Source organism: Vibrio sp. CB1-5 (assembly GCF_059412285.1).
On sequence record NZ_JBJHPB010000006.1, the window covers coordinates 63,679 to 90,343 of the forward strand.

27 protein-coding genes and 1 tRNA gene are annotated in these 26,665 nt (G+C 45.1%); 12 read left to right on the top strand and 16 right to left on the bottom strand.

Translation table 11 applies throughout. From position 1 onward, the window contains the following. Positions 1 to 145 precede the first annotated feature (145 nt). The gene (yjjG, locus tag ACJB0T_RS06300) at positions 146 to 820 is read right to left on the bottom strand and encodes a pyrimidine 5'-nucleotidase (protein ID WP_479294064.1); all 675 of its coding nucleotides are present in this window, start codon (positions 818 to 820) and stop codon (positions 146 to 148) included. A gap of 201 nt (positions 821 to 1,021) precedes the next feature. Here yjjG and ACJB0T_RS06305 point away from each other — a divergent pair, with 201 nt between their 5' ends. The 3 genes from ACJB0T_RS06305 to ACJB0T_RS06315 all read left to right on the top strand — a co-directional run bounded on the left by ACJB0T_RS06305 (position 1,022) and on the right by ACJB0T_RS06315 (position 2,911). Further along, positions 1,022 to 1,204, top strand: a complete 183-nt coding sequence (locus ACJB0T_RS06305; RefSeq protein WP_353499724.1) for a hypothetical protein — start codon at positions 1,022 to 1,024, stop codon at positions 1,202 to 1,204. Between the two features lie 12 nt (positions 1,205 to 1,216). Beyond that, positions 1,217 to 2,443 carry an MFS transporter gene (locus ACJB0T_RS06310; protein WP_479294066.1) on the top strand — a complete coding sequence of 409 codons (1,227 nt, stop codon included), beginning with the start codon at positions 1,217 to 1,219 and terminating at the stop codon, positions 2,441 to 2,443. Positions 2,444 to 2,614: 171 nt separating this feature from the next. Then, positions 2,615 to 2,911 carry a hypothetical protein gene (locus ACJB0T_RS06315; protein WP_479294068.1) on the top strand — a complete coding sequence of 99 codons (297 nt, stop codon included), beginning with the start codon at positions 2,615 to 2,617 and terminating at the stop codon, positions 2,909 to 2,911. 263 nt (positions 2,912 to 3,174) lie between these two features. Here the strand turns inward: ACJB0T_RS06315 and pstB are convergent, their stop codons facing one another. The 5 genes from pstB to ACJB0T_RS06340 form a co-directional block, all read right to left on the bottom strand. Next, a complete protein-coding gene (gene pstB, locus ACJB0T_RS06320; protein ID WP_479294070.1) occupies positions 3,175 to 3,924 on the bottom strand; it encodes a phosphate ABC transporter ATP-binding protein PstB in 750 nt (249 codons plus the stop codon). Between the two features lie 99 nt (positions 3,925 to 4,023). Beyond that, a complete protein-coding gene (gene pstA / locus ACJB0T_RS06325; RefSeq protein ID WP_479294072.1) occupies positions 4,024 to 4,887 on the bottom strand; it encodes a phosphate ABC transporter permease PstA in 864 nt (287 codons plus the stop codon). Between the two features lie 5 nt (positions 4,888 to 4,892). Beyond that, positions 4,893 to 5,825 carry a phosphate ABC transporter permease subunit PstC gene (gene pstC / locus ACJB0T_RS06330; protein WP_479294074.1) on the bottom strand — a complete coding sequence of 311 codons (933 nt, stop codon included), beginning with the start codon at positions 5,823 to 5,825 and terminating at the stop codon, positions 4,893 to 4,895. 94 nt (positions 5,826 to 5,919) lie between these two features. Continuing rightward, positions 5,920 to 6,741 carry a phosphate ABC transporter substrate-binding protein gene (locus ACJB0T_RS06335; RefSeq protein ID WP_446646404.1) on the bottom strand — a complete coding sequence of 274 codons (822 nt, stop codon included), beginning with the start codon at positions 6,739 to 6,741 and terminating at the stop codon, positions 5,920 to 5,922. A 298-nt stretch (positions 6,742 to 7,039) separates the two neighbouring features. Further along, complete coding sequence (locus ACJB0T_RS06340; protein ID WP_479294075.1) at positions 7,040 to 8,368, bottom strand: DEAD/DEAH box helicase; 1,329 nt, start codon at positions 8,366 to 8,368, stop codon at positions 7,040 to 7,042. Between the two features lie 411 nt (positions 8,369 to 8,779). Between ACJB0T_RS06340 and ACJB0T_RS06345 the strand changes: the two genes are divergently transcribed. Further along, the gene (locus tag ACJB0T_RS06345) at positions 8,780 to 9,028 is read left to right on the top strand and encodes an Lpp/OprI family alanine-zipper lipoprotein (protein ID WP_042495096.1); all 249 of its coding nucleotides are present in this window, start codon (positions 8,780 to 8,782) and stop codon (positions 9,026 to 9,028) included. Between the two features lie 98 nt (positions 9,029 to 9,126). Here the strand turns inward: ACJB0T_RS06345 and ACJB0T_RS06350 are convergent, their stop codons facing one another. Genes ACJB0T_RS06350 through ACJB0T_RS06365 form a run of 4 tightly spaced genes read right to left on the bottom strand, consistent with a single transcriptional unit; the run spans position 9,127 to position 13,187 of the window. Next, positions 9,127 to 10,038: a L,D-transpeptidase family protein gene (locus ACJB0T_RS06350; RefSeq protein WP_479294077.1), complete on the bottom strand. Its 912-nt coding sequence runs from the start codon at positions 10,036 to 10,038 to the stop codon at positions 9,127 to 9,129. Continuing rightward, on the bottom strand, positions 10,038 to 11,444 hold the full coding sequence (gene phrB, locus ACJB0T_RS06355; RefSeq protein WP_479294079.1) for a deoxyribodipyrimidine photo-lyase: 1,407 nt from the start codon (positions 11,442 to 11,444) through the stop codon (positions 10,038 to 10,040). The genes ACJB0T_RS06350 and phrB overlap by 1 nt, the downstream gene beginning before the upstream one ends. After that, positions 11,441 to 12,247 carry a MerR family transcriptional regulator gene (locus tag ACJB0T_RS06360; protein WP_479294081.1) on the bottom strand — a complete coding sequence of 269 codons (807 nt, stop codon included), beginning with the start codon at positions 12,245 to 12,247 and terminating at the stop codon, positions 11,441 to 11,443. The genes phrB and ACJB0T_RS06360 overlap by 4 nt, the downstream gene beginning before the upstream one ends. After that, positions 12,237 to 13,187, bottom strand: a complete 951-nt coding sequence (locus tag ACJB0T_RS06365; protein ID WP_479294084.1) for a YbgA family protein — start codon at positions 13,185 to 13,187, stop codon at positions 12,237 to 12,239. The genes ACJB0T_RS06360 and ACJB0T_RS06365 overlap by 11 nt, the downstream gene beginning before the upstream one ends. Before the next feature lie 348 nt (positions 13,188 to 13,535). Between ACJB0T_RS06365 and deoD the strand changes: the two genes are divergently transcribed. After that, positions 13,536 to 14,246: a purine-nucleoside phosphorylase gene (deoD, locus tag ACJB0T_RS06370; RefSeq protein ID WP_042495091.1), complete on the top strand. Its 711-nt coding sequence runs from the start codon at positions 13,536 to 13,538 to the stop codon at positions 14,244 to 14,246. A 150-nt stretch (positions 14,247 to 14,396) separates the two neighbouring features. After that, positions 14,397 to 15,884, top strand: a complete 1,488-nt coding sequence (locus ACJB0T_RS06375) for a transposase (protein ID WP_479294088.1) — start codon at positions 14,397 to 14,399, stop codon at positions 15,882 to 15,884. Positions 15,885 to 15,905: 21 nt separating this feature from the next. On the opposite strand, the gene ACJB0T_RS06380 is transcribed toward ACJB0T_RS06375, so the two are convergent. Then, positions 15,906 to 16,796: a DMT family transporter gene (locus ACJB0T_RS06380; protein ID WP_479294091.1), complete on the bottom strand. Its 891-nt coding sequence runs from the start codon at positions 16,794 to 16,796 to the stop codon at positions 15,906 to 15,908. A 110-nt stretch (positions 16,797 to 16,906) separates the two neighbouring features. Here ACJB0T_RS06380 and ACJB0T_RS06385 point away from each other — a divergent pair, with 110 nt between their 5' ends. Together ACJB0T_RS06385 and ACJB0T_RS06390 are read left to right on the top strand one after the other, a co-directional pair. Beyond that, entirely contained in the window at positions 16,907 to 17,290 is a 384-nt protein-coding gene (locus ACJB0T_RS06385; RefSeq protein ID WP_479294094.1) for a DUF3302 domain-containing protein, read from the top strand. A gap of 3 nt (positions 17,291 to 17,293) precedes the next feature. Beyond that, positions 17,294 to 18,424, top strand: a complete 1,131-nt coding sequence (locus ACJB0T_RS06390; RefSeq protein WP_479294096.1) for an HlyD family secretion protein — start codon at positions 17,294 to 17,296, stop codon at positions 18,422 to 18,424. A gap of 406 nt (positions 18,425 to 18,830) precedes the next feature. On the opposite strand, the gene ACJB0T_RS06395 is transcribed toward ACJB0T_RS06390, so the two are convergent. Further along, the gene (locus ACJB0T_RS06395; protein WP_479294099.1) at positions 18,831 to 19,751 is read right to left on the bottom strand and encodes a DnaJ C-terminal domain-containing protein; all 921 of its coding nucleotides are present in this window, start codon (positions 19,749 to 19,751) and stop codon (positions 18,831 to 18,833) included. 587 nt (positions 19,752 to 20,338) lie between these two features. Here ACJB0T_RS06395 and glgC point away from each other — a divergent pair. Further along, positions 20,339 to 21,646 (top strand): glucose-1-phosphate adenylyltransferase, encoded by a 1,308-nt coding sequence (gene glgC, locus ACJB0T_RS06400; RefSeq protein ID WP_479294101.1) that lies wholly within the window; start codon positions 20,339 to 20,341, stop codon positions 21,644 to 21,646. A 111-nt stretch (positions 21,647 to 21,757) separates the two neighbouring features. Here the strand turns inward: glgC and ACJB0T_RS06405 are convergent, their stop codons facing one another. After that, positions 21,758 to 22,225, bottom strand: coding sequence for a winged helix DNA-binding protein (locus ACJB0T_RS06405; RefSeq protein ID WP_479294103.1), 468 nt, complete (start codon positions 22,223 to 22,225; stop codon positions 21,758 to 21,760). 514 nt (positions 22,226 to 22,739) lie between these two features. On the opposite strand from ACJB0T_RS06405, the gene yghU reads away from it, so the two are divergent. Both yghU and ACJB0T_RS06415 read left to right on the top strand, forming a co-directional pair. Beyond that, positions 22,740 to 23,600 (top strand): glutathione-dependent disulfide-bond oxidoreductase, encoded by an 861-nt coding sequence (yghU, locus tag ACJB0T_RS06410; protein WP_479294105.1) that lies wholly within the window; start codon positions 22,740 to 22,742, stop codon positions 23,598 to 23,600. A 137-nt stretch (positions 23,601 to 23,737) separates the two neighbouring features. Continuing rightward, complete coding sequence (locus ACJB0T_RS06415; RefSeq protein WP_479294108.1) at positions 23,738 to 24,328, top strand: LysE family translocator; 591 nt, start codon at positions 23,738 to 23,740, stop codon at positions 24,326 to 24,328. A gap of 45 nt (positions 24,329 to 24,373) precedes the next feature. Here ACJB0T_RS06415 and ACJB0T_RS06420 read toward each other — a convergent pair whose 3' ends face one another. Continuing rightward, positions 24,374 to 25,033, bottom strand: coding sequence for a nitroreductase family protein (locus ACJB0T_RS06420; protein ID WP_479294110.1), 660 nt, complete (start codon positions 25,031 to 25,033; stop codon positions 24,374 to 24,376). A gap of 311 nt (positions 25,034 to 25,344) precedes the next feature. On the opposite strand from ACJB0T_RS06420, the gene ACJB0T_RS06425 reads away from it, so the two are divergent. Beyond that, positions 25,345 to 25,770, top strand: a complete 426-nt coding sequence (locus tag ACJB0T_RS06425; RefSeq protein ID WP_479294112.1) for a universal stress protein — start codon at positions 25,345 to 25,347, stop codon at positions 25,768 to 25,770. A gap of 55 nt (positions 25,771 to 25,825) precedes the next feature. On the opposite strand, the gene ACJB0T_RS06430 is transcribed toward ACJB0T_RS06425, so the two are convergent. Both ACJB0T_RS06430 and ACJB0T_RS06435 read right to left on the bottom strand, forming a co-directional pair. After that, positions 25,826 to 26,425, bottom strand: coding sequence for a DUF2913 family protein (locus ACJB0T_RS06430; RefSeq protein ID WP_479294113.1), 600 nt, complete (start codon positions 26,423 to 26,425; stop codon positions 25,826 to 25,828). 63 nt (positions 26,426 to 26,488) lie between these two features. Then, positions 26,489 to 26,572: transfer RNA gene (locus tag ACJB0T_RS06435), tRNA-Leu, on the bottom strand. Between the last annotated feature and the right edge of the window lie 93 nt (positions 26,573 to 26,665).

Genomic DNA, 26,665 nt, shown 5'->3' on the forward strand with positions numbered 1-26,665 from the left:
GTACTAAATGCAGATGAGGATTTATACCGAACAAGTGTTCGAATGTGAAGATTGTCTGTACCTCTAAAGAGGCAAAGTGCAAAGCTGAGTTTACAATTTCTCACATTTCGCCCCCAAATACACTTCAGCCTGACACATCTGATGCCTATGCAAACAACGTCATTCTTAAATGTTCGAGAGACTTCACTTCATAGTGTGGACGAATACCCACAGGTGCCTCGGCACCTTGTGTATTCAGCCAGCACGTCTCAATACCAAAGTTGATACCGCCGAGTACATCAGAATGAGGATTATCGCCTACCATCAAAATTTTAGTTTTACATGGTAGCCCCATCAATTGATGAGCATGGTCAAAAATCCCGAGATCCGGTTTTGCTACGCCCACTTCCTCAGAGATAACCACATGTTCAAAGTAGTTGCTAAGCCCTGTGCGCTCAAGACGAATCGCTTGCAGCTCAGTAAAACCATTGGTAATGATGCCTAGTTTTGCCTTACCTGAAAGTGCATCAAGCAGCTCTCTTGCCCCTGGCAACAGAGTACAAATATCCGCCATTGCCTCTAGGAATGCAGAATTTAGCTCAAAAGGTGTGATTCCAAGTTTCGCAGCCCAACCTTCAAAACGGATGGTTTTAAGCTCATCAGCAGTAATTTTACCATCTTGGTAGTCCACCCATAACGGCTTATTGACCAATTGATACGCGTCATAGTCGTCACGCGTGAAATTAACACCAAAACGCTCAAACATCAGCTTCATGCCACCAAATGAATCAAAGTGGAACAGCGTCTCGTCCGCGTCAAACAGAACCCAATCGTACTTCATTATTGTTGTATCCCTAGTGATGAACCGCGGAATTATAACCCTTCAAATAGCGAATAGGTACTCAGTGAGAACGTTGATTTTTAACTATGCACTTTATGCATACATAACTTCACTAAATGTCATTTGAGTCATACTCGGTAGATCATTACACTGCGCGCTCTTTTTTAACGCCACTTTTGCGCATCAACGCGAATTGAGTTTATGTTCTCACAATCCATTTTTGCTCAGCTAATACGAATGTTGCTGCTTCTTGCCGTGGCATTGATGGCGGTGCACCACTCACCGACCTTACTCGACCTTTTGGCCAAGCAAGCCATTAACAGTGGGTGTCACCAACAAAACCCATCTGATCCTATGGATCACTCACACCACCATCATCACTAGAGTGTTATTACAATGAGTATTTTCCGCTTTCCAGCCCTAGTTTGGCTTGGTATTGGCATCCTTATCGTCAGCTTAGGCATTCGCCAGTCATTTGGCATTTTCATGATGCCAATTTCCGATCATTTCCAGACAGGCCGTGAGTTCTTTAGCTTCGCCATTGCGCTACAAAACTTACTGTTTGGTATGTTTCAACCCTTTGTCGGTATGGCTGCGGATAAATGGGGCTCAAAACGCATCATTTTGATGGGCTCTATCGCCTATGCCGTGGGCTTGTATTTGACCTCTGTTACTACAGAAGCTTCAGTGCTTTACTTCTCACTAGGTGCATTAGTTGGCTTAGGCCTAAGTGCCACTAGCTATGTCATCATTTTAGGTGCGGTAGCAAAAGTGGTACCAGCTGAACATGCTGCCAAAGCATTTGGCCTGACTACTGCGGCCGGTTCATTTGGTATGTTCGCGATGATTCCTGGTGCCCAGTTGATGTTAGAAGACATGGGCTGGCAAGGTGCACTACAAGGCTTTGCTGTGCTTTGTACCATGATGATCGCTTTCTCCCTGTTTATGAAGTCAGCCCGTCCAGCAAATAGTGCTAATGGTGCCGCTGAGCAAAACGAGCTAACACTAAAGCAAGCGCTCAAAGAGGCCTTCAACCATAAAGGTTACTGGCTTATCCATGCAGGTTTTTTCGTATGTGGCTTCCACGTAATGTTCATCGCGACGCACCTACCAAGCTACTTAGCTGATAAAGATCTTCCTGCTAGTAGTGCCGCACTGGCGCTTGCCTATGTGGGTATTTTCAATATTTTTGGTTCGTACTTCTGGGGTTTGATGGGCGATAAGTTCAGTAAACGCCATGTGATGTCGATGCTGTACTTATTTAGAACGGTTGTGATTGCTGCGTTTGTGACGATGCCAGTAACTGAACACACTGCGGCGCTATTTGGTGGTGCCATCGGTTTTTGTTGGTTGGGTACAGTACCACTGACCTCTGGGCTCGTTCGTCAGATCTTCGGCGCGCGTTACCTATCAACCTTGTACGGCTTGGTGTTCTTCACTCACCAAGTAGGCAGTTTCCTTGGCGCGTGGGCTGGCGGTAGGATCTACGATTACTACGGCTCTTACGAGCCTATCTGGTGGTCAACGGTTGTTCTTGCTTTAGCGGCTGCGCTGATTCATTTGCCAATCAATGATAAGCCGCTACGCCCAATTGCAACTGCAACTGCAACTGCAACTGCCTAGTTAACGAAACACAATTTCACTAAGCCAACGTTTATTCGTTGGCTTTCTTCTATTTTTAAAAGGTCAGTGTGACTTCAATCGCTAACTTCGATAGTTGCGACTTTTCTCCTATGGCAAGAGAGTGAAAAGTTTCCTAGGATTAGAGCATTCACTCATACTTGGAATTACATTGTGGAAATTGATCAACAAAGTCCCGTAGAAGACTCGCAACTCGTCAAATGGCTAACGAATAAACTCGGTGACCTTTCCCCCTTAGCAAATGCAGGCGCAGAGGCGCTAGACCGCAGTGATATCTTTGAGCTAAGTAAGGTGATTTCTGACTTCTTTGCCCAAGAGCATGTCGCACACAACGACAAAAACTACGCCATTGTCTACGGATTGATTACTGGCTACCGCGCCGATCAGACGGTATCTCATCAAGAGATGTTGGATTACCTCACCAGTTGCGTGTTTCTATTCCAAAACTAATTCGCGACTGCAAACAAGTCTTCGACTAACGTCAAACCTTACGCGAGGTTTGACGTTTTTGTTTGTGTTTTCAGCAGCGAAGCTATCAGCAAACTCACTTTGTACAGACGAAAAAAAGCCCTTCACAAGGAAGGGCAATAGTACCATCGCTTATAGTTATAGTGATATGCCAGTAAATTCTGTCATACGCTAATGCTGTGATTCAAAACGAATCGGGCGATAAATGGAAATAGTGTTCAAACGATTTCAAGCGTTACGTGCCATTAACCAAAGTCACCGTTTACGTAACCTTGAGTGCGATCATCACTTGGGTTAGAGAAAATAACCTGAGTTTCATTGTGCTCAACCAACTCACCCATTAGGAAGAACGCAGTGCGGTCTGAAATACGACGCGCTTGCTGCATTGAGTGAGTAACGATAACGATGGTGTAGTCTTTTTTAAGCTCTTCCATCAACTCTTCAATTTTATGCGTCGCGATTGGGTCAAGTGCAGACGTTGGTTCATCCATTAGGATAACGTCAGGTTGCATGGCAATCGTACGAGCGATACATAGACGCTGCTGCTGACCACCAGACAAACCAAACGCATGTGACTTAAGGCGGTCTTTTACTTCGTCCCAAAGAGCAGCGCCGCGAAGCGAGCTTTCTACCACTTCGTCAATGTGCTTTTTGTCTTTGATGCCTTGTGCACGCAAACCATAAGCCACGTTCTCGTAGATGCTCATTGGGAATGGGTTTGGCTTTTGAAATACCATGCCTACTTTGATACGTAGGTCAGCAACGTCGATGTTGCCGTAGATGTCAGTGCCATCCATTTCTAAAAGGCCTGTGATCTTAACGCCTTCAATAAGGTCGTTCATGCGGTTCAAACAGCGAAGCAGTGTTGACTTACCACAGCCTGACGGGCCAATTAGCGCCGTTACTTGGCGAGTCGGGATCGGTAGGTTGATCGATTTCAGTGCTTGGTTTTCGCCGTAGAAAAGGTCTAGGTTTTCAATGTTAAACTTGTTCATGTCTCTATTCTCTAAATTCTTTGTCGTGTAAATTCGGAGGATTAATTGATGGCTTAGCTCTTTATGTTCTGGCCTCACCATCCACCGAATTGTTCTCAATTAGTACGTTGCTGTGTTAAAGCGGCTAGCGATAAACTTCGTTAGCGTGTTGATAAGTAGAACAACCACAATCAGTACAGTCGCTGTGCCGTATGCTTGGTTCCACTCGTCAATCGTAAACAGTTCCGTTGTGAGTTTGTACAGGTGAACCGTTAGGGTACGACCTGAATCTAACAGTGAATCTGGAATACGTGCCACCATACCTGCTGTTAGGAATACCGGTGCAGATTCACCGATTACACGACCAATACTTAGAATGACCGAAGTAAGAATACCTGGAGTTGCACTTGGCAGTATAAGACGCCAAATGGTGTAGATTTTCGATGCACCCAAACCATAAGAACCTTCACGGTAAGTTTGCGGTACCGCCATCAATGCTTCTTCTGTGGTACGAATGATAACCGGCAGAATCAGGATACTCAGCGTTAGCGCACCCGATAGAATCGAGAAGCCAAAGCCCAAGATAACCACGAAGAACGTCATACCGAACAGACCGAAGATGATTGACGGAATACCTGCCAATGACTCAGTACAGAAACGGATAACCTTAACCAACTTGCTGCCTACTTTTGCATATTCGGTCAGGTAAATAGCCGTCATAATGCCCAATGGCGCCGCTACTGCAATAGACGCGAAAACCATATAAATGGTCGAGATGATCATTGGGAAAATGCCCTTCTCTTTGCCTGTTGCCGTATAGTTGTCAGTAATAAAGTTCCAATCAACGTGCTGAAGACCGTTAGAAAGGATGTACCAAATAATCCAGAACAAGAAGCCAACGGTCAGCGCCGCTGCTGCCCATACAAAGCCGTTTAGAATCGCGTCTTTTTGGTCACGCGCTTTCTTTAGTTTTACTGTATCCATAATAGTTACTTCGCTTTCTCACGGTTCAAGTAAAGTAGAGCTGAGTTGAGCATCATGATAAACACCAGAAGCACAACACCAGTCGCGTAAAGCGCGTTTGCGTGAACACCACTTGCGTATGACATTTCGATCGCGATGTTCGCGGTAAGCGTACGTGCTGATTCCAAAATGCTACCTGGCATCGCTGGTGCGTTACCCATTACCATAATGATGGCCATGGTTTCACCTAGCGCACGACCGATACCCAGAATGACGCCAGTCATAATGCCTGAACGAGCCGCCGGAACGAGAAGTTTGAAAATGGTGTAAATTTTTGATGCGCCAAGAGCCAATGAGCCCTCTTTATACGTGCGAGGTACCGCGCGAATCGACGTTTCAGATACCGTAATTACCGTCGGTAGGATCATCACACCCAGTACAATGATACCGGCAAGAATCGTGTTACCTGCAGGAACATTAAAGATTTGCTGAATAAGCGGTACGATAATAATCAGACCGAAGAAGCCGTAAACTACCGATGGGATACCCGCAAGTAGCTCAACCGCTGGACGGATAATGTCAGCGAGACGTTTTGGTGCAATCTCTGCGATGAAGATAGCCGTTAGAACACCAATGGGTACACCAACCACTACCGCACCCAGCGTTGACACGACCGATGCGACAATCATGGTGGCAACACCATAAAGCGCAGGCGGTAGCCAGTGCTGGCCCAATACGATTCCAGAAACACCCACTTCTTGGAATGCAGGAATACTCTCTTTAACGATGAAGTAAGCAATAACAGCAAGGGAAAGGATGCCGACTACTGCACTGGTTAGGAAAAGTCCGTGGAAAATTCTTTCTTTCCAATCCACTCGTTTTTGTGCTTTTAGGCCGCGAGTGACAGACTGAGTCGCTTCATTGTTCATAAGCTTCTCACTATTTGTTGCGATGGTCATAATTCTGCTTCTATGTTTGTACTACTTCAATAGACGCGCAAAAGGCTCAACCCTAAAAGGCGGGCTGAGCAACTTAAATAATTTACTGATTCGATTAGTTTACAGTGATGTAACCTTTCTTAGCTGATAGTGCTTGAGCTTCATCAGCAACCATCCAGTCTAGGAATTGTTGAGTTTCAGCTGAAGGTGCGCCATCTTTGTAAAGAACAAGGAATGGACGAGCAACTTTGTAAGAACCGTTCTTCACGTTGTCCACTGTAGCTGCAGCGCCGTCAATTTTTAGAGGCTGAACTGTATTGTCTACTGTACCTAGAGAAATATAGCCGATAGCGTATGGGTTGCTTGCTACAGATACCTTCAGTGCACCGTTACCGTTAGCAACTTGAGCACGTTGAGAGATAGCCGATACTTTCTTACCGCTGATCTTCATTTTTAGTTTCATGATGTCTTCGAATGCACCACGAGTACCTGAAGCCGTATCACGAGTGATTGCAACGATTGGCTTGTTTTCACCGCCAACTTGGCTCCAGTTAGTAATTTCGCCTTTGTAGATGCTTGTGATTTGCTCTGACGTTAGCTCTTTAACACTGTTGTTTGGGTTAACAACAACTGCGATACCGTCACGAGCGATAACTAGCTCTTTAAGGTCTGCTGATTTCTCTTCCGCTTTAAGGTCACGAGAAGAGATACCTAGGTCTGCGCTGCCATCCTTCGCTGCACGAATACCTGCTGAAGAACCTGGTGCTTGAATTTCGATAAACACCGGTTCGCCTTTGTTCATGTAAGTTTCTGCAAAAACCTCAACCAGTGGAGAAGCACTATTAGAACCTACTACAGAGATAGTTTCTTTTGCTGAAGCTGATGTCACTGTTAGTGCGCCTAGTAGAGCGATTGCACCGATAACTGTCTTTTTCATCACAATTTCCTTTAATGGCTTGATTGCCTTGTTTCGTTTGAACGCTGACAAGATTAGTGGGCGAATATGACAGTTGTGTTTCAGTTCCTTGAAAGGTCTATGACAAATGAGAATTTTGAAGATGGCGGCTTATGGGATAAGATCACTTAAAATCAGTGAGTTACCATGAAGGGTTGAGCACAAACACAAATATGACAGGCAAAATTTCTACTGTCATATTTGTCATAAAGTGGTTTGTTTGGCGAAATTTCGAGCGCTATTGATGATCAAAAAAGGCCTCAATGAGGCCTTTTTGCGATTATTCGCTATCTTGTTGCTTGGTTTTTTTCTTCGGAATGAACACAGAGTCACCCACAGCCACATTTTTATAGAAGGTTTTATCGCGATTCGCTGGCTTCTTAGGCGCTGCCTTCTTCTGTTCTGCTTTGCCTTTGGCCGCTTGTGCTTTCTTCTTAAAGGCCGGTTTCTTAGGACGGAAGCCTTTAAACTTACCTTTCAGACCTTCTAATACCGAGAAGCTAATATCTTGCTGAAGGAAAGCCTCAACACGTTTAAAGCTATCCCAATCTTTTGGACCAACCAAAGAGATTGCATCACCTTTGTTACCTGCACGGCCAGTACGACCTACGCGGTGTACGTATTCTTCTGTGTGTTTTGGCATATCGAAGTTAATTACGTGAGTCACTGTTGCAATGTCTAGACCTCGTGAAGCCACATCTGTGGTCACTAGAATCTTAAATACATGACGTTCAAACTGACTCATAATGGTGTTGCGCTGAGTCTGGTTTAGATTACCGCTTAGCGCGATAGCCTTAAGCTGCTTCTCATTCAGCCATTTAGTCAAACGATCGGTATCTACACGCGTTGCAGTAAAGATGATCACCTGTTTGTACTCGGCTTCTTCTAGAATACGCTCAAGCAAAGCTTCTTTATGATCTAGGTGATCACAAAGATAGAACTTCTGGGTGATGTCTTTATGTTCTTCATTCGAGACACCAATAGAGATACGTTTCGGCGCGTCTAACATTTCAGCCGCGATATCATTAACCTCAGCGTGATCAAGCGTCGCAGAAAACATCAGCGTTTGACGGCGACGGTGTTTCGCTGCATTGTGGATACGGCGAAGCTCTGGAGCAAAACCGAGATCCAACATACGGTCAGCTTCATCAAGAACCAAAGTTTCCAAACCGTCGAGAAATGTTGAGCGATGCTCTAAGTGATCTGCTAGGCGTCCTGGAGTCGCTACAATAAACTTCGGATAGCGGCGCAGCGCTTTCACTTGGTCGTTAAAGTTTTCACCACCTAGAATGAGCGCTGCCTCATAAGACAGGCCACCCAACATAGATTTAAGCTCACCATATACCTGCTTCGCCAATTCACGCGTTGGTGCCAGAATCACACCACGTGGGTCTTTTGCAGAAAATGCTTTGTTCTTAAGAGATTTATGCAGCATCGGCAATACAAATGCCAAAGTCTTGCCAGAACCCGTTTTTGAAGACGCCAGCAAATCCTTACCAGCAATCGCTACCGGAATAGCTTGCTTCTGGATGTCGGTCGCTTTTTTAAAGTCATAGTGACTTAAGTTCTTCAATAGTCGGTTATCTAGGCCAAGTTCTTTAAATTGCAATGCAAGTTCTCCTCAGACGGTTGCAGGCTAAAAATGAGCGCGCATGATACCCGATAATTCTCCTTGCCACCAGCGAACAATCGAGGTGAAAAACAGGTGCTATAAACACATTGTAGGAGAAGTCTGAATCCAATTTGCTCATTTCTTGACCTTAAATAAATAAAATCAGCTGTTACAGGGACTTATCATGGGACACTTCCAACCACGTGACACAGATCACATTAATTCTACTGAGGTTAATCTCATAATTAAGACAAAGGAAGATTAACCCCAAAATGGCGTAATTTTTTGGTTTTTCTGACTTTTAAATAATTTGCGTTCTTAAAATTAGGCACTAAACTCAGAAATAGCCTTTATGCGAACATTCACGTTGCAGGGCTGTTCTAAATACTAATCCTGAAGGAGCTTATAATGAAGAAAGTTTTAATTGCAGCTGCAGCATCGTCAGTTTTACTACTTGCAGGTTGTGCGTCTGGTCCAGATGAAGCAACAACAGCAAAAATGGATGACCTAAGCAACCAAGTTAGCCAGCTAAGTGCAGACGTTCAAGCGCTTAAAAACGAAGTACAAGCAGGCAACAAGAATGCAATGGCAGCTCAAGAAGAAGCTGAACGTGCAAACGAGCGTATCGACAACATCGCTCAATCTTACACTAAGTAAGACTCTAGTTAAGACAATGAAAAACGCCCACGATATCGTGGGCGTTTTTTTATGTCTGCTTTACAGAGAGCAACCGAGTTATATCGCTCTATATGCAGTTACTCTAGGCCATCCATCGCTGGCACCACCTCAATAGGCACACCGTTTTGAGCCAATACCGCCGCACGAGCAATTTGGTCTCGGATCCCGTACTCTTCTAGCCACCATGTTAGCTCTTGAGGGAGTTCCATCGCTTTTTTGGTACCGTCGCTACGGGTAAGAGGCTCATGGGCCTCAATAAACACGCTTCTATCCGGCTCTAATGCTATTTTGATTGGTTCATCAATCACTCGAACTTTAGTGCCAAGCTTCACTTGATAGAACAACCAATCGATATCTTTAGGATCCATTCGAATACAACCAGCACTCACGCGAAGCCCAATACCGAAGTCTTTGTTGGTACCGTGAATCAAATAACTACCTGTACCGTAAGCAAGGCGCATCGCGTAATCACCGAGCGGATTCTCAGGACCTGCTGGTACAACATCCGGGAGTTCAATCCCTTTTGCTAGGTAGTCTTTACGGATAGAGTTCGGTGGTGTCCAGGTTGGGTTTTCACGTAATTGACTGATCGTCGTGGTCATTTCAGGGGTGTCTTGACCAATACGTCCAATACCCACAGGGAAAATATGCACCAAATTTTTGTCCGGCTCAAAGTAATACAGACGTAATTCAGCCAAGTTGATCACGATACCTTCGTAATCAACCTCAGGCAGAATAGCTTGAGATGGTATCGTCAATACGTAGCCTTCGGATGGCAAAAATGGGTCGACGCCTTTGTTGGCGGCCATTAGTGACAAAAAGCCCACATCGTAACGCTTAGCGATGTCAGACATGGTCTCTCCCGCCTCAACGCTGTGGTACTGGAGCGTGCCAACCATATTACTACCATCGGTTGGAAGCTCAAAAGTCGCTGCGCTTAACCACTGAGAAAATCCTAAGCAAGCTGCCAGTAAGGTCTTACGTAACATCAATATTGATCCTTAGCTTCTTTGTATAGAGCTAAGGTTATCTCTCTTTGCGTCTTGTGATCAACTATTGGTGCCGGATATGCCACACCATCGAAGTACGGCCACGTCCATGGCTTATGGATAAATTTGTTAGGCACATCGCGAAGCTCAGGCAGCCAAGTGCGAATAAATTCCCCTTGGGCATCGAATCGCTCACCTTGGGTGATGGGATTAAAAATCCGAAAATAGGGCTGTCCATCGCACCCTGTCGACGCACACCACTGCCATCCACCGTTATTCGCTGCGAAGTCGCCATCCACCAGTTTGCTCATAAAGTAACGCTCACCTCGACGCCAATCGATGTTAAGGTCTTTGGTCAAGAAGCTCGCAACAATCATTCGCAGTCTGTTGTGCATCCAACCTGTCTGGTTAAGCTGCTGCATCGCCGCATCTACAATCGGATAGCCTGTTTTTCCTTCACACCAACGCTCAAACCACACATCCTCTCCAGGCCAGCGCAGCCCCTTCTCCCACTCTAGATAGCCTTTGTGCTTCGAGAGCTTCGGTTCAAAGTGGATGAGATGCTGGTAGAACTCTCGCCAAATAAGCTCACTAAGCCATACTTGCGCCCCTTCAGACAAAGGCTCACCTTCAGCATCATAGTAAAGGCGAGCTATGCATTGACGAACGGACAGGGCGCCAATCGCTAAATAGGGGCTTAATTGACTCGTACCATCAATCGCCGGTATATCACGTTCATTGTGATAATTGCGTACTGATTCGTCAGAAAACTGCCTTAAACGGGTCAATATTGAATCTGTCGATACGTGGTATTGACTGCTATCTTGCCTTGGATAAGTAAAACATTCCTCTAAAGAATGTAAACCTTGGAAGTCGGAAATGCATGGTGCAGATGCTGATGGCTTAACAACTTCAGCCTTTGAAAACTGATTTTGCCATGCCTTTCGAAATGGCGTGAAAACTTTAAAGTAACCGCCTTGTTTGTTGAGAACGCTACCTGGCAACAACATGCATTTATCATCAAAGGCATTCACATTTATGCCATTTCTAGCCGCCAGCAACTCTAGTTGCTCTACTCGCTGACGTTCATTGAACTCGTAATCTCGGTTTAAGTAGATATCAACGATATTATGTTTGGTGCAGAGATCTACAAGCCACTGATTGGCCCCATCAAAATTATCTGAGCAAATAACTAACAGAGGTATGTTGAGCGCACTCAGCTCATTCTCGAGCTCCTTCAAACGTCTAAATATCAGATCAGCTTGGATAGGAGCAAGGTCATGCTCAGCCCATTGCTGCGGCGTAACAATAAAACAGGCAACCACAGGTGTGGTACCATCAATAGCAGCGATGAGCGCTGTGTTATCAATGGTTCTAAGATCACGATTAAACAGCATTAGTTTCATGGCAGCTTACCCGTATTATTACTAATTAAGTGCTCAATGACAGGAGACAGTATCCAAGCCTTTTTATTCTGCTCGCGCCGTACTCGAATTGCATCAAGCTGTTTTTCAGATAAGGATTTCTCCGCGAAAAGATGTACCGAGTCGAAATTCACTAAATCCATCTGAAGCGCCGACACATCTTCGACCCCATCAATGAAGGTGACGCTGACGCCCTGTTCTGACAACCTTGCATAATTCAGCCAGGCAAATAGATTGCCGGTCACATCCATACTCACCAGCAAAGAGGATGTTGAGCGTTTTCGTTTGCGCTCTACATTAGTCATGATGGCAAGCTTTTGAATCATCGCTGTTTTAAACAGAGATTGCTGTATCGCTTTAGGGCTTAGTTTCAAGTAGTCCGTTGCGTTTAGAACTGGGACAACAAACTTCATCTCCACTACATCTAAAGGATACTCTTTCAACACCGTATCAATAATGATGTCGACTTTTTTACTGCTCAAAGCACCAAGGGCATCCAGTAACGTCGTCACTTCTTCCAACTGCTCGGTTTCGATGTCAGTTTGAGACAGGGTGTCAGAATCAATGAGCGCCTTAACCTTACCTATGGAGACCCCTTTACTGAGCCAGCTCTGAATAGTGTTAATACGCTCAACATCTTTCTCGGTGTAGAGACGATGCCCTTTGTCAGTTCGCTGTGGTTGAATCAAATTGTACCGTCGTTGCCAAGCCCGAAGCGTAACAGGCTTAACGCCGGTAATATCCGCCACCTCACGGATCGCGTACATGGTATTACTATAAGCCATATCTTAAACGCAACTCCTCTGGATGGGGCTGTAAAAATTGCTGATGTGCCAAGTAGTCATCTGGGTGAGCATTGAGGTAATGTTTAAGCAGCGTCAAAGGCGCCAAAATCGGTAACAGTCCAGTGCGGTAGTCATCGATAACGTGGGCTAATTCCGCTTTCTCGTCTTTATTGAGCGAGCGCTTGAAATAACCTTGAATGTGCATGAGCACGTTGGTCACATTTTTTCGACTTGCGCGATTTTTCAATCCTTCCATCAACCCTAGGCGGTAGGCTTGATAAAACTCGTCCGGCTGATAGTCAGCTTGATTTGCGACTAGACGTCCAAGGCTCTTATAAGATTGCGGATCGTGTGCCATTAGCGTCAATTTGTAGCGAGAATGGAAAGCGACGATTTTGCCTGGCGTTGGCTCTCCACCCATTGACGCATAGAAATCCTTTAAGCTGTAGACTCGCGCTACGAAGTTCTCTTTCAATACAGGGTCGTTAAGTCGTCCATCTTCCTCAACCGGCAACCAAGGCATTTTTTTCATTAGGTGCTCAGTATATAGCCCAACACCATCAGTCCGAGCGTGGCCACGAGTGTAAACCTTCACACGCTCCATTCCGCAACTTGGAGATTTGGCACAAACGATGTAGCCACACATTTCTGTGTCTTTCAACTCGGCGACTTTTTCTCGAGTAAAACGTATCATGCCATCTGTGTGGTCATTTGATTCATCTTTGGTATCCACAAGTGCGATGCGTTCTTCGTTGCTCATCAATCGAATCGTTGGTCTTGGCACAGGTAAGCCCATACCTACTTCTGGGCAAACGGAAACAAAGTCAAAGTAGTCTCTTAGTTCTTTATTGACGTACGTGCTTTGCTTATGACCAGAGTCGAAACGCACTTTTTCGCCTAATAGGCAGGAGCTGATCCCAACGGTAATTTTCTCGCTCATCGTCCTTTCCTCACACCTTGCTGTCACTAACATTGTACAAAATACGGTTATGTATAAGTTTTAGATCACTTTCTGAAGTGATACAAAATTTTCTTTTGTACAATTATATGATTGGCACAGACAAATGGTTCACTCCCAAGACAAATATTTCCCTCGCCTTTCAATCATCGATAAAATCGATTGCCCAGCCACTTTCAACAAAATTAGTTATCATTAAGCGAGATTCTGTTCGTTACCGACAAATTTGTGACTAAACTCTCATAGAGCCCTTGCTGGGCGCGTTAAAATCCTCATCAACAACGAACATAGCGTTCAACATAATTAGTTAAAACTTTAGGAGCGACCCCCATGGCAACCCCTCATATCAATGCAAAACCAGGTGATTTCGCAGAGACAGTACTAATGCCAGGCGATCCACTTCGCGCACAATACATCGCAGAAACTTTCTTAGAAGACGTAGAGAAAGTGTGTGACGTTCGCAACATGTTTGGCTACACAGGTACCTATAAAGGCAAGCGAGTGTCAGTGATGGGTCACGGTATGGGTATCCCTTCTTGCTGTATCTACGTTCACGAACTTATCAAAGATTACGGCGTAAAAAACGTGATTCGCGTAGGTAGCTGTGGTGCGGTACGCGACGACGTAAACCTAATGGATGTTGTGATCGGTATGGGTGCGTCAACAGACTCTAAAGTGAACCGCATTCGATTCAATGACCACGATTTTGCTGCGATTGCTGATTTCGGTCTTCTAGAAGAAGCCGTGAAGCAAGCACGCATTAAAGAAGTACCGGTTAAAGTAGGTAACATCTTCTCGGCAGACCTGTTCTACACTCCAGAAGCCGATATCTTCGACAAAATGAAGCACCTTGGTATTCTAGGTGTCGATATGGAAGCGGCGGGTATCTACGGCGTTGCTGCAGACCTTGGCGCGAAAGCTCTAACGGTACTGACTGTATCTGACCACATCATCCGTGGTGAGAAGCTAAGCTCAGAAGATCGCCAAAAATCGTTCAACGATATGATGGTCGTTGCACTAGAAACTGCAATCAACCTATAAAAGAAGAAAGCCAGCTCAAGCCTGAAGTGAGCTGGCTTTTTTCTAACTGATTTAAACACTTCATCGAGCCCTATAACAATATTGGTGTATAGCAATATTCATGTATAACAATATTCATGGCTTGATGTCACCAAACCATAGGGGGTGAACGTGTCAGAAGGCAAACTGCCGATGGCCGCGGACGGGTTACAGCTCAATTTTTGTAAAACATTGGCGTGTGACAATTTTGGACAAAGTGATGCAAACCTCTATATCCTGCAGCACCGTAACCCCAAACGGCCAGCGATGGTATGCCGCGAGTGTGGCGCGTTTCCCCCCCTACTTAACAATCGAGAAGTGCTCAATGAACTGACTCGATTGAAGCAGCATCATCACGAAGGGCTCCCGTCGTGTAAAGATCCTCAATGCGAACACTTTGGCCTGTCGGTTCATACTCACAAAGAGCGTTATCACTCTTTTGGGTTTAGTGGCGATCGTCAACGTTATCGCTGTAAATCTTGCCAAGGCACCTTTGTTGATAAATGGTCGGGCAGTAATAAGAAACTGAGCTTCCAAGAGTCGTTACTTGGACTTTTGTTTACCGGATACTCTGTGCGTGAGATCTGTCGAAAGCTGAAAATCAATCCAAAAACCTTCTACGATCATATCGATCAGATTGCCAGTCGCTGCCGTCGTAAGTTAGCGGATATTGATGGCCGTTGGATAAAGCACACTGATACATTTCATTTAGCCTCACACTATCGACCATTACAGCCACAAAGCCACAACGGCGTATTTTGGTTTGCAACCTGCGATGCCGATTCCGGTTATGTGTTGTGCCAACATACCAACTACAGCTCAGCGGATACAGAAAATACGTTAGAAGATCACGATGCGTACGCATCGGGTACTCAAGTACTCCCGAAAAACTACAGTGCGGAGACCAATCATGAGATCAACACCACCGCGACCGATTTAAAAGGAAAAATTGATATTACCTATCAAAACATCCTTGCGCGCAGTAACGTCGAAGATCCTCTGGGTAACTTTGCCAAGTTTCATTATCCTGCTGTAGGCTCGTTAATTAGAGCACCCTACACGTCTTATGCTCACTATTTATCGATTCTAGAGTCGCTAAGTAGCAAATCTGGAGAAAACAACAAGCGCGTAACGGTATACATGCCCCAAGATCCCGTGTTGCGCTCTGCTGCGCTTACTGTTTTTCTGGGTGAAATCCAACACGGTAACGTGGAGCTAATGTACGTAGAACAAGATGAACATTGGCAAGATGCACAGTCATCCGAGCTTATTGACGTGGTACTGATGGGATGGTGGCGCGATCGCTGGGCGGTCACTCATCAATCTTCAGGGGCAAGCAAAGGAGTTTGTTACCTAGCGGGCAATAACCCGAATGTCTCTTATTGGCTGCAAACCGCCTCAACCAAGCAAGTTACCTTTTATCAAGACCGTTTCCACTTGCTGTTTGAAAGCTTCGTGAACGAACCAAGACGAAAACTAAGACCTGCGGGGATACACCCGCTGCTGGATATTTTCCGTGCTTGGCACAATCTATGTTATCAAGACAAGCAAGGTCAGACAGCCGCTCAGAGATTGGGGGTCACCGATGCACCGATGACCTTACGCTGCCTACTTGAGTAGCTCATTTGTTACAACCAAGCACTACAAAAAGAACAGCGAAATTCCAGCAAGCGCAAATAGAGTACCGACGACACTGCGACGTGAGATTGGCTCACCGCGGATGGCATAGATAATCAGAATGAACAAAGGACTGGTGGCAATCAAGGTTTGCGCGATAGCAGGATTAGCATGTTTAAGCGCAACCTGTTGTAGCCAGAGAGCAAGAAACGTCCCTACAAAAATCGCCGCCAGCAACCAACACCAGTTTTTCTGACTCATGCCTTTGCTCTGCTCAACCATCTTTTGGTACGGTTTTTTCTCAACAAAACCAATCAATAGTGCCACTGCTGCAACACCAATAGTGAGACGAATCAATGCGCCCAGTAACGGTGGTAAGTCTCCTTGCACCAATGCAAAATGGGAAATGACAACACCACTTGCTTGGCACACACTGGCCAGCAATCCAAATCCAATCCCTGACAAACTCGCTTTTTGATTATGCTCATCGGCAGGTTGAAACACGACCGCGGTCACCGCAATGGTGGTGATAATCACTCCTAACCAACTCTGAAACCCCAACGCCGTGCCAAGCGCCACCAATGCGAGAACACCTGATAGCGGCGGTGCTAATGATTCCAGCAATAGTGTTTTACTGGCACCAATACGTTTCAGTGAGGCAAAGTAGGCGCTGTCACCAATCGCGATGCCTATGATGCCAGAAACGCCGAGTATCCAAACAAAGCGTGCTTCTAATTGCACATCCGGCATAGGAACAAATGGCATCACCAGTAGCATCATTACTGATGCCAAAATACCTTTAATGATATTTAGCTGCATCGCAGAAAAATGATGACTAAACTGACTGTATATCCATGTGGCAACTGCCCACACAATCGCAGCACCAATGGCTGCAAATTCACCAAGAAATTGCAATCTACCCTCTAATATTTATCAGTTTGCTATTGCATAATACATAATTACAACAAATACTTAACCAACGTAAATTGATTACGCGATTCAATACTCTTCACCAAGGATGCATTATGTTTTTGGATTATTTTGCTTTAGGACTACTGGTATTCGTTGCCCTGGTTCTGTTTTACGGAATCATCGTCATTCACGACATCCCCTATGAGATCGCTAAAGAGCGAGATCATCCTCATCAGGATGCCATACATGTTGCAGGATGGGTAAGCTTATTTACGCTACACGCCATTTGGCCATTTTTATGGATCTGGGCAACACTATGGCGCAATGAGCGTGGCTGGGGCTTCCATAAACTTGAGGAAGAGCAGCATGATTTGCATCACCGTCTCGAAAAGCTCATTGACCAAGTTGATGAACTCAAGCATGAGGTGAGCTACCTCAAAGGTAAGCAGGCTCAAGAGAAAGCGGCGACTACCCAAGTGCAGGCAGAGGAGAAGTAACCTATGGATCTATTATTGATATTAACCTATGCCGCACTGTGTATTGCTATCTTTAAGATATTTAAGATCCCTCTCAATAAGTGGACGGTACCGACTGCCGTGTTAGGAGGCGTAGTACTGGTTGGGACATTGATTTTATTAATGAACTACAACCACCCGTTCAGCCAAATTGGCGGCCAGTTCTACACAACTACGCCGATTGTTTCTAGCGTTCGCGGTAAAGTCGTCTCGGTTGACGTCGAAGCTAACCAGCAGCTTAATAAAGGCGACGTCCTGTTTCGTATCGACCCTATTCCTTTTGAAGCAGAAGTGATTCGAGCTAAGGCCGCCCTCGCCGATGCCGAGCAGGATGTACTGCAATTAGAAAGTAACTATAAAGCCTCTCAATCGGACACCATTAAAGCGCTCGCCGAACGTGATAAAGCCGAAAGAGAGTACAATCGATACCAACAAGGCTTTAAAAAAGGCGCATTCACTGAGCAACAAGTCGATACCCGTCTGCAAACCTTCAAAGCGAACCAAGCTGCACTTGAAGCAGCACAAGCACAAGAAGAAAGCGCTCGACTTGCGTTTGAATCGCAAATTTTCGGTGAGAACACCATGGTTGCTCAGTTGAAAGCCCAACTGATTCAAGCCGAGTTTAATCTGCGAGAAACCACGGTTGTTGCTCCGACCGATGGCTACGTAACTCAACTAGCACTGAGACCTGGTATGATGGCGGTACCGCTGCCACTGGCACCACTTATGACCTTTGTTCATACCGAGCAAGACTTTTATGTGGGTGCTTTCAGGCAAAACTCACTGCAACGTCTTAAATCAGGTTTTGAAGCAGAGTTTCTGTTTAGAGCACTGCCGGGAAAAGTCTTCAAAGGTAAAGTTGTCGAGGTTCTGCCTACCATCCCTGAAGGCCAAATCCAAGCAAGTGGTACGTTAAGAACCACTCAAACATTCAATACCTCTGGCCGAGCTATGGTTAAGCTAGTGATTGACGATGATATGAGTGAATACGTACTACCAACAGGCTCTAACGTAGAAGTTGCGGTGTATTCTGATAGATTCACCCATGTTTCAATCATGCGTAAGGTGCTGATCCGAATGAAGAGTTGGCAAAACTACCTCTACTTAGATCACTAAATTAGCTCCATCAAAAACGGCAACCACATCGGTTGCCGTTTTTGCATTTTCTTGGTCATCATAGATATACGACACTGAAGCCTTGATATTCGTCGCACAGGCTCACCGTATCGGCCGAATTAAGTTTTCGCTGTGTAGAGTCAAGGAGGCTTGGGCAACTGCTCGCCAGTGTTTCCTTGGCGAAAAGGCCAAATAACAGTCCGAGTATAAGTGCTTTAAAAACCATGCTCATTGCCACCTCCTTATTGCGAACATTTTCTTACGGGTAAAATTAAGAATAGTTCAAACTCCAAAAGGGCGCTATTTGGAAGCTTATTTGGTACCTGGTCGTAGACTAGGTATTGTCACATGGATAGCAAAACAGCCACAGTAATGTGGCTGTTTTGGATTCTGTAAAACTAGTTCGTTATGCAAGCGTTGCTTTAAATTGCTCAAGAAGCTCGCGCTGTTTATCAGTAAGATTCATCGGCGTTTCCACCTGAATTTTTACCAATAAATCACCCGTTTCACCTTTACGGCTCGTCACGCCACGGCCAGTCATTTTGAATTTGCGGCCCGATTGCGTTCCCGCAGGAATTTTGAGTTTAAAGCGACTGTCCAACACGTTGACTTCCGCTTCACCACCCAGGGCAGCCGTGACCATCGAAACTTTGGTCAGACAGATAAGATCATTGCCATCACGCTCAAGAAAAGCATGAGAACGAGTCGCGATGGTCAATAGCAAGTCACCAGCTGGGCCACCATTGACACCCGGGCGGCCTTTACCAGAAAAGCGAATTTTCTCACCATCTTTAATGCCAGCAGGAACTTTTACATTGATCTTTTTGCTCTCACCATTGATAGGCAGTTCAACTACCTTCTCGGCACCTTGAATCGCATCAACGAAATCTACGGTTAATGTGTATTCCTGATCTTGACCCTTTTCCGCTCTCGGGCGTCCACGTCCGCCGCGAGCTTGAGAGAAAATGTCCTCAAAACCACCAAAGCCACCGCCGCCAAAACCGCCACCGCCGAAACCACCGCCGCGCTGTCTAAATGCGTCGCCGAAAATATCATCAAAGCCGCCACCGCCATGACCGCCGTGACCACCAAAACCGCCACCTTCAAACGCTGCATGGCCAAACTGGTCATACTGACGACGTTTGTTAGTGTCCGTTAGCACCTCGTAAGCTTCTTTTACTTCTTTAAAGCTTGCTTCTGCTGCGGTATCTCCGGGATTTTTATCAGGATGGTATTTCATCGCTAGGCGCTTATAGGCCTTTTTGATGTCCTTTTCTGAGGCTCCTTTCGAGACACCTAGCACGCTGTAATAATCTCTTTTCGACATGCTAAAACCTCACTCACTCTCTTACTCAAACATAGAAAGGGCGTTCGAGTTTCCGCGACGCCCTGAATTCCGATAAGTTTATGTATTTATACCCATAACTCAACTTTTTCTTAAATCTCGCACCCACTGTAAAGCCAACTCCCCTACAAACTGCCAAGATTCTCAGCCAGCAATAAATCGAGATGCATGATCATGCATAAGCCACTATGATGCGCAGCACTGTTTCAAACAGCACCATATCATGACTGTGTCTGTCACTGTGGTGTCACACAATGTGTTTAGTTTTACTAGTTAGCTTGTTCAATGTGGCGCGGAACTGCCGTTTGAATCTTGCTCCATCATCTAGATAACTTAGTACTCAATTACATCTCATCCCCAGTGGAGTCTGATTGAGCATCAAGATTATCTCTTTTGATAAAACTTTAGGTTTTATGGACTAGATTGCATAGCCAAGTTCTGTTCTGATAGAAAATGATTTAACGACGTCTTTGAGTGTATTGGTCATAGAGAGCTTATCCATAGAAGGTTAGCCACACATCACACTCCCCCAAAACGTCTTTTGTGCTTGTTATATAAGGAGTTATACAATGCCGAAGGAAAACCAATATTCCCACATTTCTAGTAATGCGCGTTTGCGTAATACCACCGCAATGATTCTAGCGGGTGGGAAAGGCACTAGACTAAAAGAACTCACCTCAAATATCGCAAAACCTGCGGTATCCTTTGGTGGTAAGTTCAAAATCATCGACTTTACACTCTCCAACTGTATCAATTCTGGCATTCGTCGAGTTGGTGTTCTTACCCAGTACATGGCGCACGATCTTATCAGCCATATCCAATCGGGTTGGCAATCGTCATACTCAGCGCTTGGAGAAGGAGTCTATATCATCCCTGCTCAGCAGCGTGTCGGTGAAAACTGGTATCGTGGTACCGCGGATGCTCTGTATCAAAACCTTGACCTCATCAAACGTGAAGACCACACAGAACGAGTGTTGATATTGGGCGGTGACCACATATACAAAATGGACTACTCGCGAATGATCAACTTCCACGTTGAGAGCGGTGCAGACGTTACCGTTGCATGTATCCAGAAACCGATCGAGCAAGCTTCTGAGTTCGGAGTTATGGGACTCAACGAAGACGGCGACATTATCAATTTCGTGGAAAAACCAAGCAACCCTACTCCAATGCCAAACAATGAAGATAAAGCCCTCATCTCAATGGGTATCTACATCTTCAACGTCGATGTGCTAGATGCGGAGCTAAGACAAGCGCTCAATGATCCAAACTACAAACATGATTTTGGACACAACATCATCCCAAGCCTAATTGGCCGCAAGAAGATTAAAGGCTACGTATTTACAGAACGCGGCCATCCGGGAGCGAATGGCTACTGGCGCGACGTAGGTCATGTAGACGAATACTACGATGCTACGATGGATTTGCTTGCACCAACGCCAGAGCTCGACCTCTACGATACAAGCTGGCCTATCATGACCAACCAAGTTCAGCGACCAGGGGTGAAATTTCTATTCAATGACCCACAGCGTCGTGGTTACGCAGTTGACTCCGTACTTTGCGCAGGCGCTATCATCTCTGGTGGTCAAGTTGAACATAGCTTAGTTTCTTCAGACGTTCGTGTTGAAGATTTCGCTGAGGTAAAAGACAGCATTTTGTTACCACGCGCAGTGGTTGGTGCAAGTTGTAAATTAAAGAAGGTCATTGTTGCTGAAGGCTGCGTCGTCCCGGATGGCACTATCATTGGCTTTGATGCTGAAGAAGACAAAAATCGTTACACTGTAACCAAGAGTGGCGTAGTATTGGTTTGCTCTGAGATGTTTGAAACTAAGGATACCACTTATTCGGAAAAGACCGCTGAATCGGTCGCTACTTAATAACAGTGGGCAACCATCACTCGTACATTCAATAAGTGAGCGGGGCTAACTCAAATACAAGAGTCATCTAGACAGAGGCAAGTACAATGAATGGTACTTGCCTCTTTTTTATCAACTGGCGCTCTTATAGAGTTTTAGCGCATCATAAAACGCTGCCATAGTGGTGTTATGAGCGTCAAACAGCTCATCCGCACTGACACGTCCACGAACTGCAGTCAGGTATTGCTCAGCAATCGCATCGGTTTTCGTTCTATGTATCTCAATCAGCTTCTTACCCGGTTCAGTAACAGCCAATATCTTCTTAACACGACCACTCTGCTTGATCTTAGTCGCTGATAGTAAGTCTGCAGACTCGAGTTCGCGCACTGCTTTATTGACTTTTGAGGTGTCAGCGAGGAAGGCCTGGCTAATCATGTACTGAGTACACTCTGACACATCTTGCTGCGCGCATTTGTCTACATACTGAAGAACGAAAAAATTGAACAGAGAAAGCTTAATGTTGGTCGATTCCGAGAGGATCTTCTTGAGGTGTTCCGTCACCAAATAGCAAATATATCCATCACTGGGTAGCGGGCTCATAATGTGTCAGCTCCAGAGAAGTAAATAGTGCGCCCAATATAGCAGCCGGTAAGTGTTTAGATAAGCAATAATATTTTGTTACACCAATAGTGTGATTTTGCCATCTTTTTGACACTATTTGCCATTTACGTACTACAAATGACTGATTTTTTCAGTTATAGAAAATTACGCTCACATCGTCATAATAGACTTACCGCGTCGATAGTATAGCTTGGCGATGGCCGTCACAGTCGAGCCAGGTGTTCTCTCTCTTGATGCGATTAACCCTTTGAAGAGGATGTGCCTCTTCGGATTGTATTACGGAATTTGATTTATTGAATAACGTTTTTGGCGGGCAACAATGCCCGCTTTTTTTGCGCTTTCTCACACCGCCTTTCAGCACCCTCAAATGTCACATAGTCATAAGATATAATTTAAGTTTTACTCAATAATATTGAAGACTTGCACTAATCCAGCTACGATTTTGAATCAGCACGAAGGCGTGTTTTGCAATAATATGATGGAGAGCAAAGGCATGACGAATCAATATGTTCCACCTAAAGTTTGGACGCACGATAGCGAAAGTGGCGGTCAGTGGGCCAGTATCAACCGACCTGATTCAGGAGCAAGACACGAGCAGCCGCTTCCTTCTGGCAAACATGCGCTACAGCTCTATTCGTTAGCAACACCTAACGGCCAAAAAGTCACTATCATGCTCGAAGAGCTACTTGCGCTTGGTAAGACTGAGGCAGAATACGACGCCTACACCATTAAAATCGGTGATGGCGACCAATTTGGCTCTGGCTTTGTCGCGGTGAATCCAAACTCAAAAATTCCTGCTTTGCTTGATCGCTCCGGCGACGAGCCAGTTCGCGTCTTTGAGTCGGGTAATATTCTGCTTTATCTCGCAGAAAAGTTTGATGCGCTATTGCCTAAAAAGGCGGACAAGCGTGTTGAAGCAATGAACTGGTTATTCTGGCTGCAAGGTTCAGCGCCTTATTTGGGAGGTGGTTTTGGTCATTTCTACGCTTATGCTCCAGAAAAATTCGAGTACCCAATTAATCGTTTCACAATGGAAACGAAGCGCCAACTTCACCTTCTTGATGCGCGCCTCGCTGAAAATCAGTTCCTTGCTGGCGACGAGTACACAATTGCAGATATAGCGACCTGGCCATGGTATGGCAACCTAGTTATCAATAATCAGTATGACGCTGCTGAATTCTTAGATGTCGAAAGCTACCCTAATCTAATTCGCTGGGCAAAAGACATAGCCGAGCGTCCAGCCGTGAAACGCGGCCGTATCGTAAACCGTGTATGGGGAGAGGAGTGGGAAACCTTGGCTGAGCGCCACAGTGCATCCGATATTGACGAAGTCCTCGCCAAACAGCCTAAATAAAGTAATACTGACATTGCAACAAGGTGCACAAAAGCCAACCAAAAAAAGGTGCCATTTTGTGTAATAGGCTAGACAGAAATAGCGGTGTTGAATAAAGGGACACCGCTATTTTGCTTCAAAGGACAGTTACTTAAATAATGGAAAGTCAGCTAGCATTTATCACTATTTGCATAGCTTCAGCCGCTTCTCCTGGGCCGGGGATGCTGGCGGTATTGAGCAACAGTTTAAATCAGAATATGCAACGGACAATTCCGGTCATACTCGGTATTTCTACCGGGCTATTGCTTGCATCGATACTCTCGAACTCTTGGCTGTTAACCTTAGTTCATACGAACGCCCTCGCCTACCAAATCATGACCGGATTGTGTAGCAGCTACATTATCTACCTAGGCTGCCGTGCGATTTACTATTCAACAAGCCAAGCGCTGATTGAGTCAAGGTCTTACGGGTATAAGAGTGGCGTGTTGATCTCGTTGCTAAATCCAAAAACCATTGTTTTCTTTGGTGCGCTGTTTCCACTATTCGTGAACAGTGAGCAGTACTTTGCGCTGCAAGCCGCACTGTTAACTCTAGAACTCGTGGTGATTACACTTTCAATACACCTGTTGCTGTCGCTCGCAACGGAGAAGGTAGCTCGGTTTCTTAAGCAATATGTTGTGACAATAAATCGACTAACCGGACTATTATTTATTGCTCTTGGGTTAAGCGGGCTGCTGATACAAACATAAAAAAACGGCCAACTTTGTGGCCGTTTTCAATTACATTGCTGTCGATTATAGGACCGTAATGATGTCTTCTTGAGCTAGACGAGACTTAGGTAGGCCATAGTTATAATCTTCACCGTCTTTGTGGTAACCCAGTGCAAGCGCAAAATCGCACACATAGCCACCTAGTTCACCTTTAAAGATCTCACCAATCATCTCTGGATCCACACCTTCCATTGGAGTCGATGCGATCCCCAAACGAGCAAGTGTGTGAAGTACGTTGCCAAGCGCAATGTAAGTTTGTGCTTTTGTCCACTGACCGTTGAAGCCAGTTTCATCTGTATTCAACTCTGCAAAGCCAAAAGCACCATTTAACATTTGATCGTACATATCCGCTGGCAAGTGACCTGATGTCACCTCAACATCAACCACTTTTTTGTAGTCGTCTTTAGTAAAATGCGGGTTATGTGCAAACAGAATCGTGTGAGACGCTTCTTTCGCATGTGGTTGGTTGAACTGGTGCATATTTGCAAAAGTGTCGTGAAAGCGCTGCTTCGCTTCATCGCTTTCTATCACAATAAACTTCCACGGCTGCGAGTTAATTGAAGACGCAGATAGACGAATAGCCTCTTTAATCACGTCCATGTCTTCAGCAGAAATACGCTTAGTCGCATCGTATTTTTTAGCTGTGTAACGGTTGTTTAGATCTTTGATGATTTGATGAGTCACTGTGCTCTCTCCACTATATATTCACTACAAAATTGGGGCTTCAGCGAATGTTTCGGTGATTTACAGCGTCGCAAACCGCTTTTTAACCCTTGGCCAACTCGTGTCAGCGAGGCGTAGATTAGAGCTTAAAACCTAGAAGAAAAAGAGCAAAAATCTCCAGACATTATGGGTAAAAACTTCCACAATACACGCACCGTGCATCTTCAGAGCAATTTTAGTCTACTTAATCACCGATACGCGATCTGTTAGACACAAATCTTCTTAATAACAGGCTATGATTTAAATAGGCTAAACGGCAAGAGGACATGGTTATGAAATACAAACATATCCTAGTGGCACTGGAGCTTTCTCCTGAAAGTAACATATTGATTGATAGGGCTATTTTTCTAGCAAAACTATTGAATGCCGATGTTTCATTTATCCATATTGATGGCTCACACGGTGAAATATATCCAGACCTAGTTGACTTGAAAGACGATCCAGAGCAGCGGCCGCTAAACATCGAAGCGATGGAGCGCTTACATGGCTTTGCGGAGTATATCGACTGCGAGCTAAATCACTTTATTATTGGCACAGGCGACCTTGGTGACAAATTGAAAGTTGCGATTGCACAGAATAACTTTGACTTACTAATTTGTGGCCACCATCATGATTTCTGGAGCAAAATTGTGTCCGCTTCCAGACAAGTTATCAATAGCTCACCGGTGGACGTTCTTGTGGTTCCCATTGAGGATTAATGGCGCGATTAAAGCCAGATAAAAGCTCAGCATCACGCTGGGCTTTTTTGTGACACTACTTATTGAGCGTCAATGAGATGCGGACAAAGTTCTCGTCTTCGTATTGGATCTGATAGCCAAAGACTTCATTGGCATAGATCGTCCCTAAGAATACGTGCTTTTCACGTACAGTGCCTCGGAACAAAATGGAGATATTCGCCACAAGCTGATTCTTTGTGCCAAAGTGAGCATTGAGATCATTAGACAATACACAAAGCAAGCAACCATTCTCATCGTGACTGAGATCCACACTCTCAGGCGTAGAAAGAAGTGCAGTGGTGCCTAGCTTCTTCTCAATTTCCCGAATGAGTAGCAAGTAGCTATCAAGGTGAGGTTGCAAAGCTTCTGGTTTGGCTTCTATACCGGTTAGCAGTACGTCTTCTAAATCGACTTGAGATTTCTTTGCTTGTAAGCTCATTGTTTTCAGTTGCTTACGTATCGATTTGTACTTATTGCTTTTAAGTTTAGGTTTTAACCAGCGAACCAAGAGTTCATTCTTTTTCTCACGATCAAAGACCTGAGATTTGCGTTCAAGCTTGTGAAACTCAAGATATAACAGGGCGTGCAGAGACACCTCGGTCAAAAGCTGGATTGATTCCGAGTTAGACGTACTCATTTGCTTTGAACTGGATCCTTTGTTCTGCATCGTAGTCTGTAGGTAATATAAGGAAAGGAGTAATGGTGCCGAGAGAGGGACTCGAACCCTCACACCAAAGGCACTAGCACCTCATGCTAGCGTGTCTACCAATTTCACCATCTCGGCATCGATGATACGTTGCTTACCGTATCCATTGACGTCCACTTAATTAGTGGATATTGAAATACTAACTGACGATTTTCGGCTTGTATAGCATTT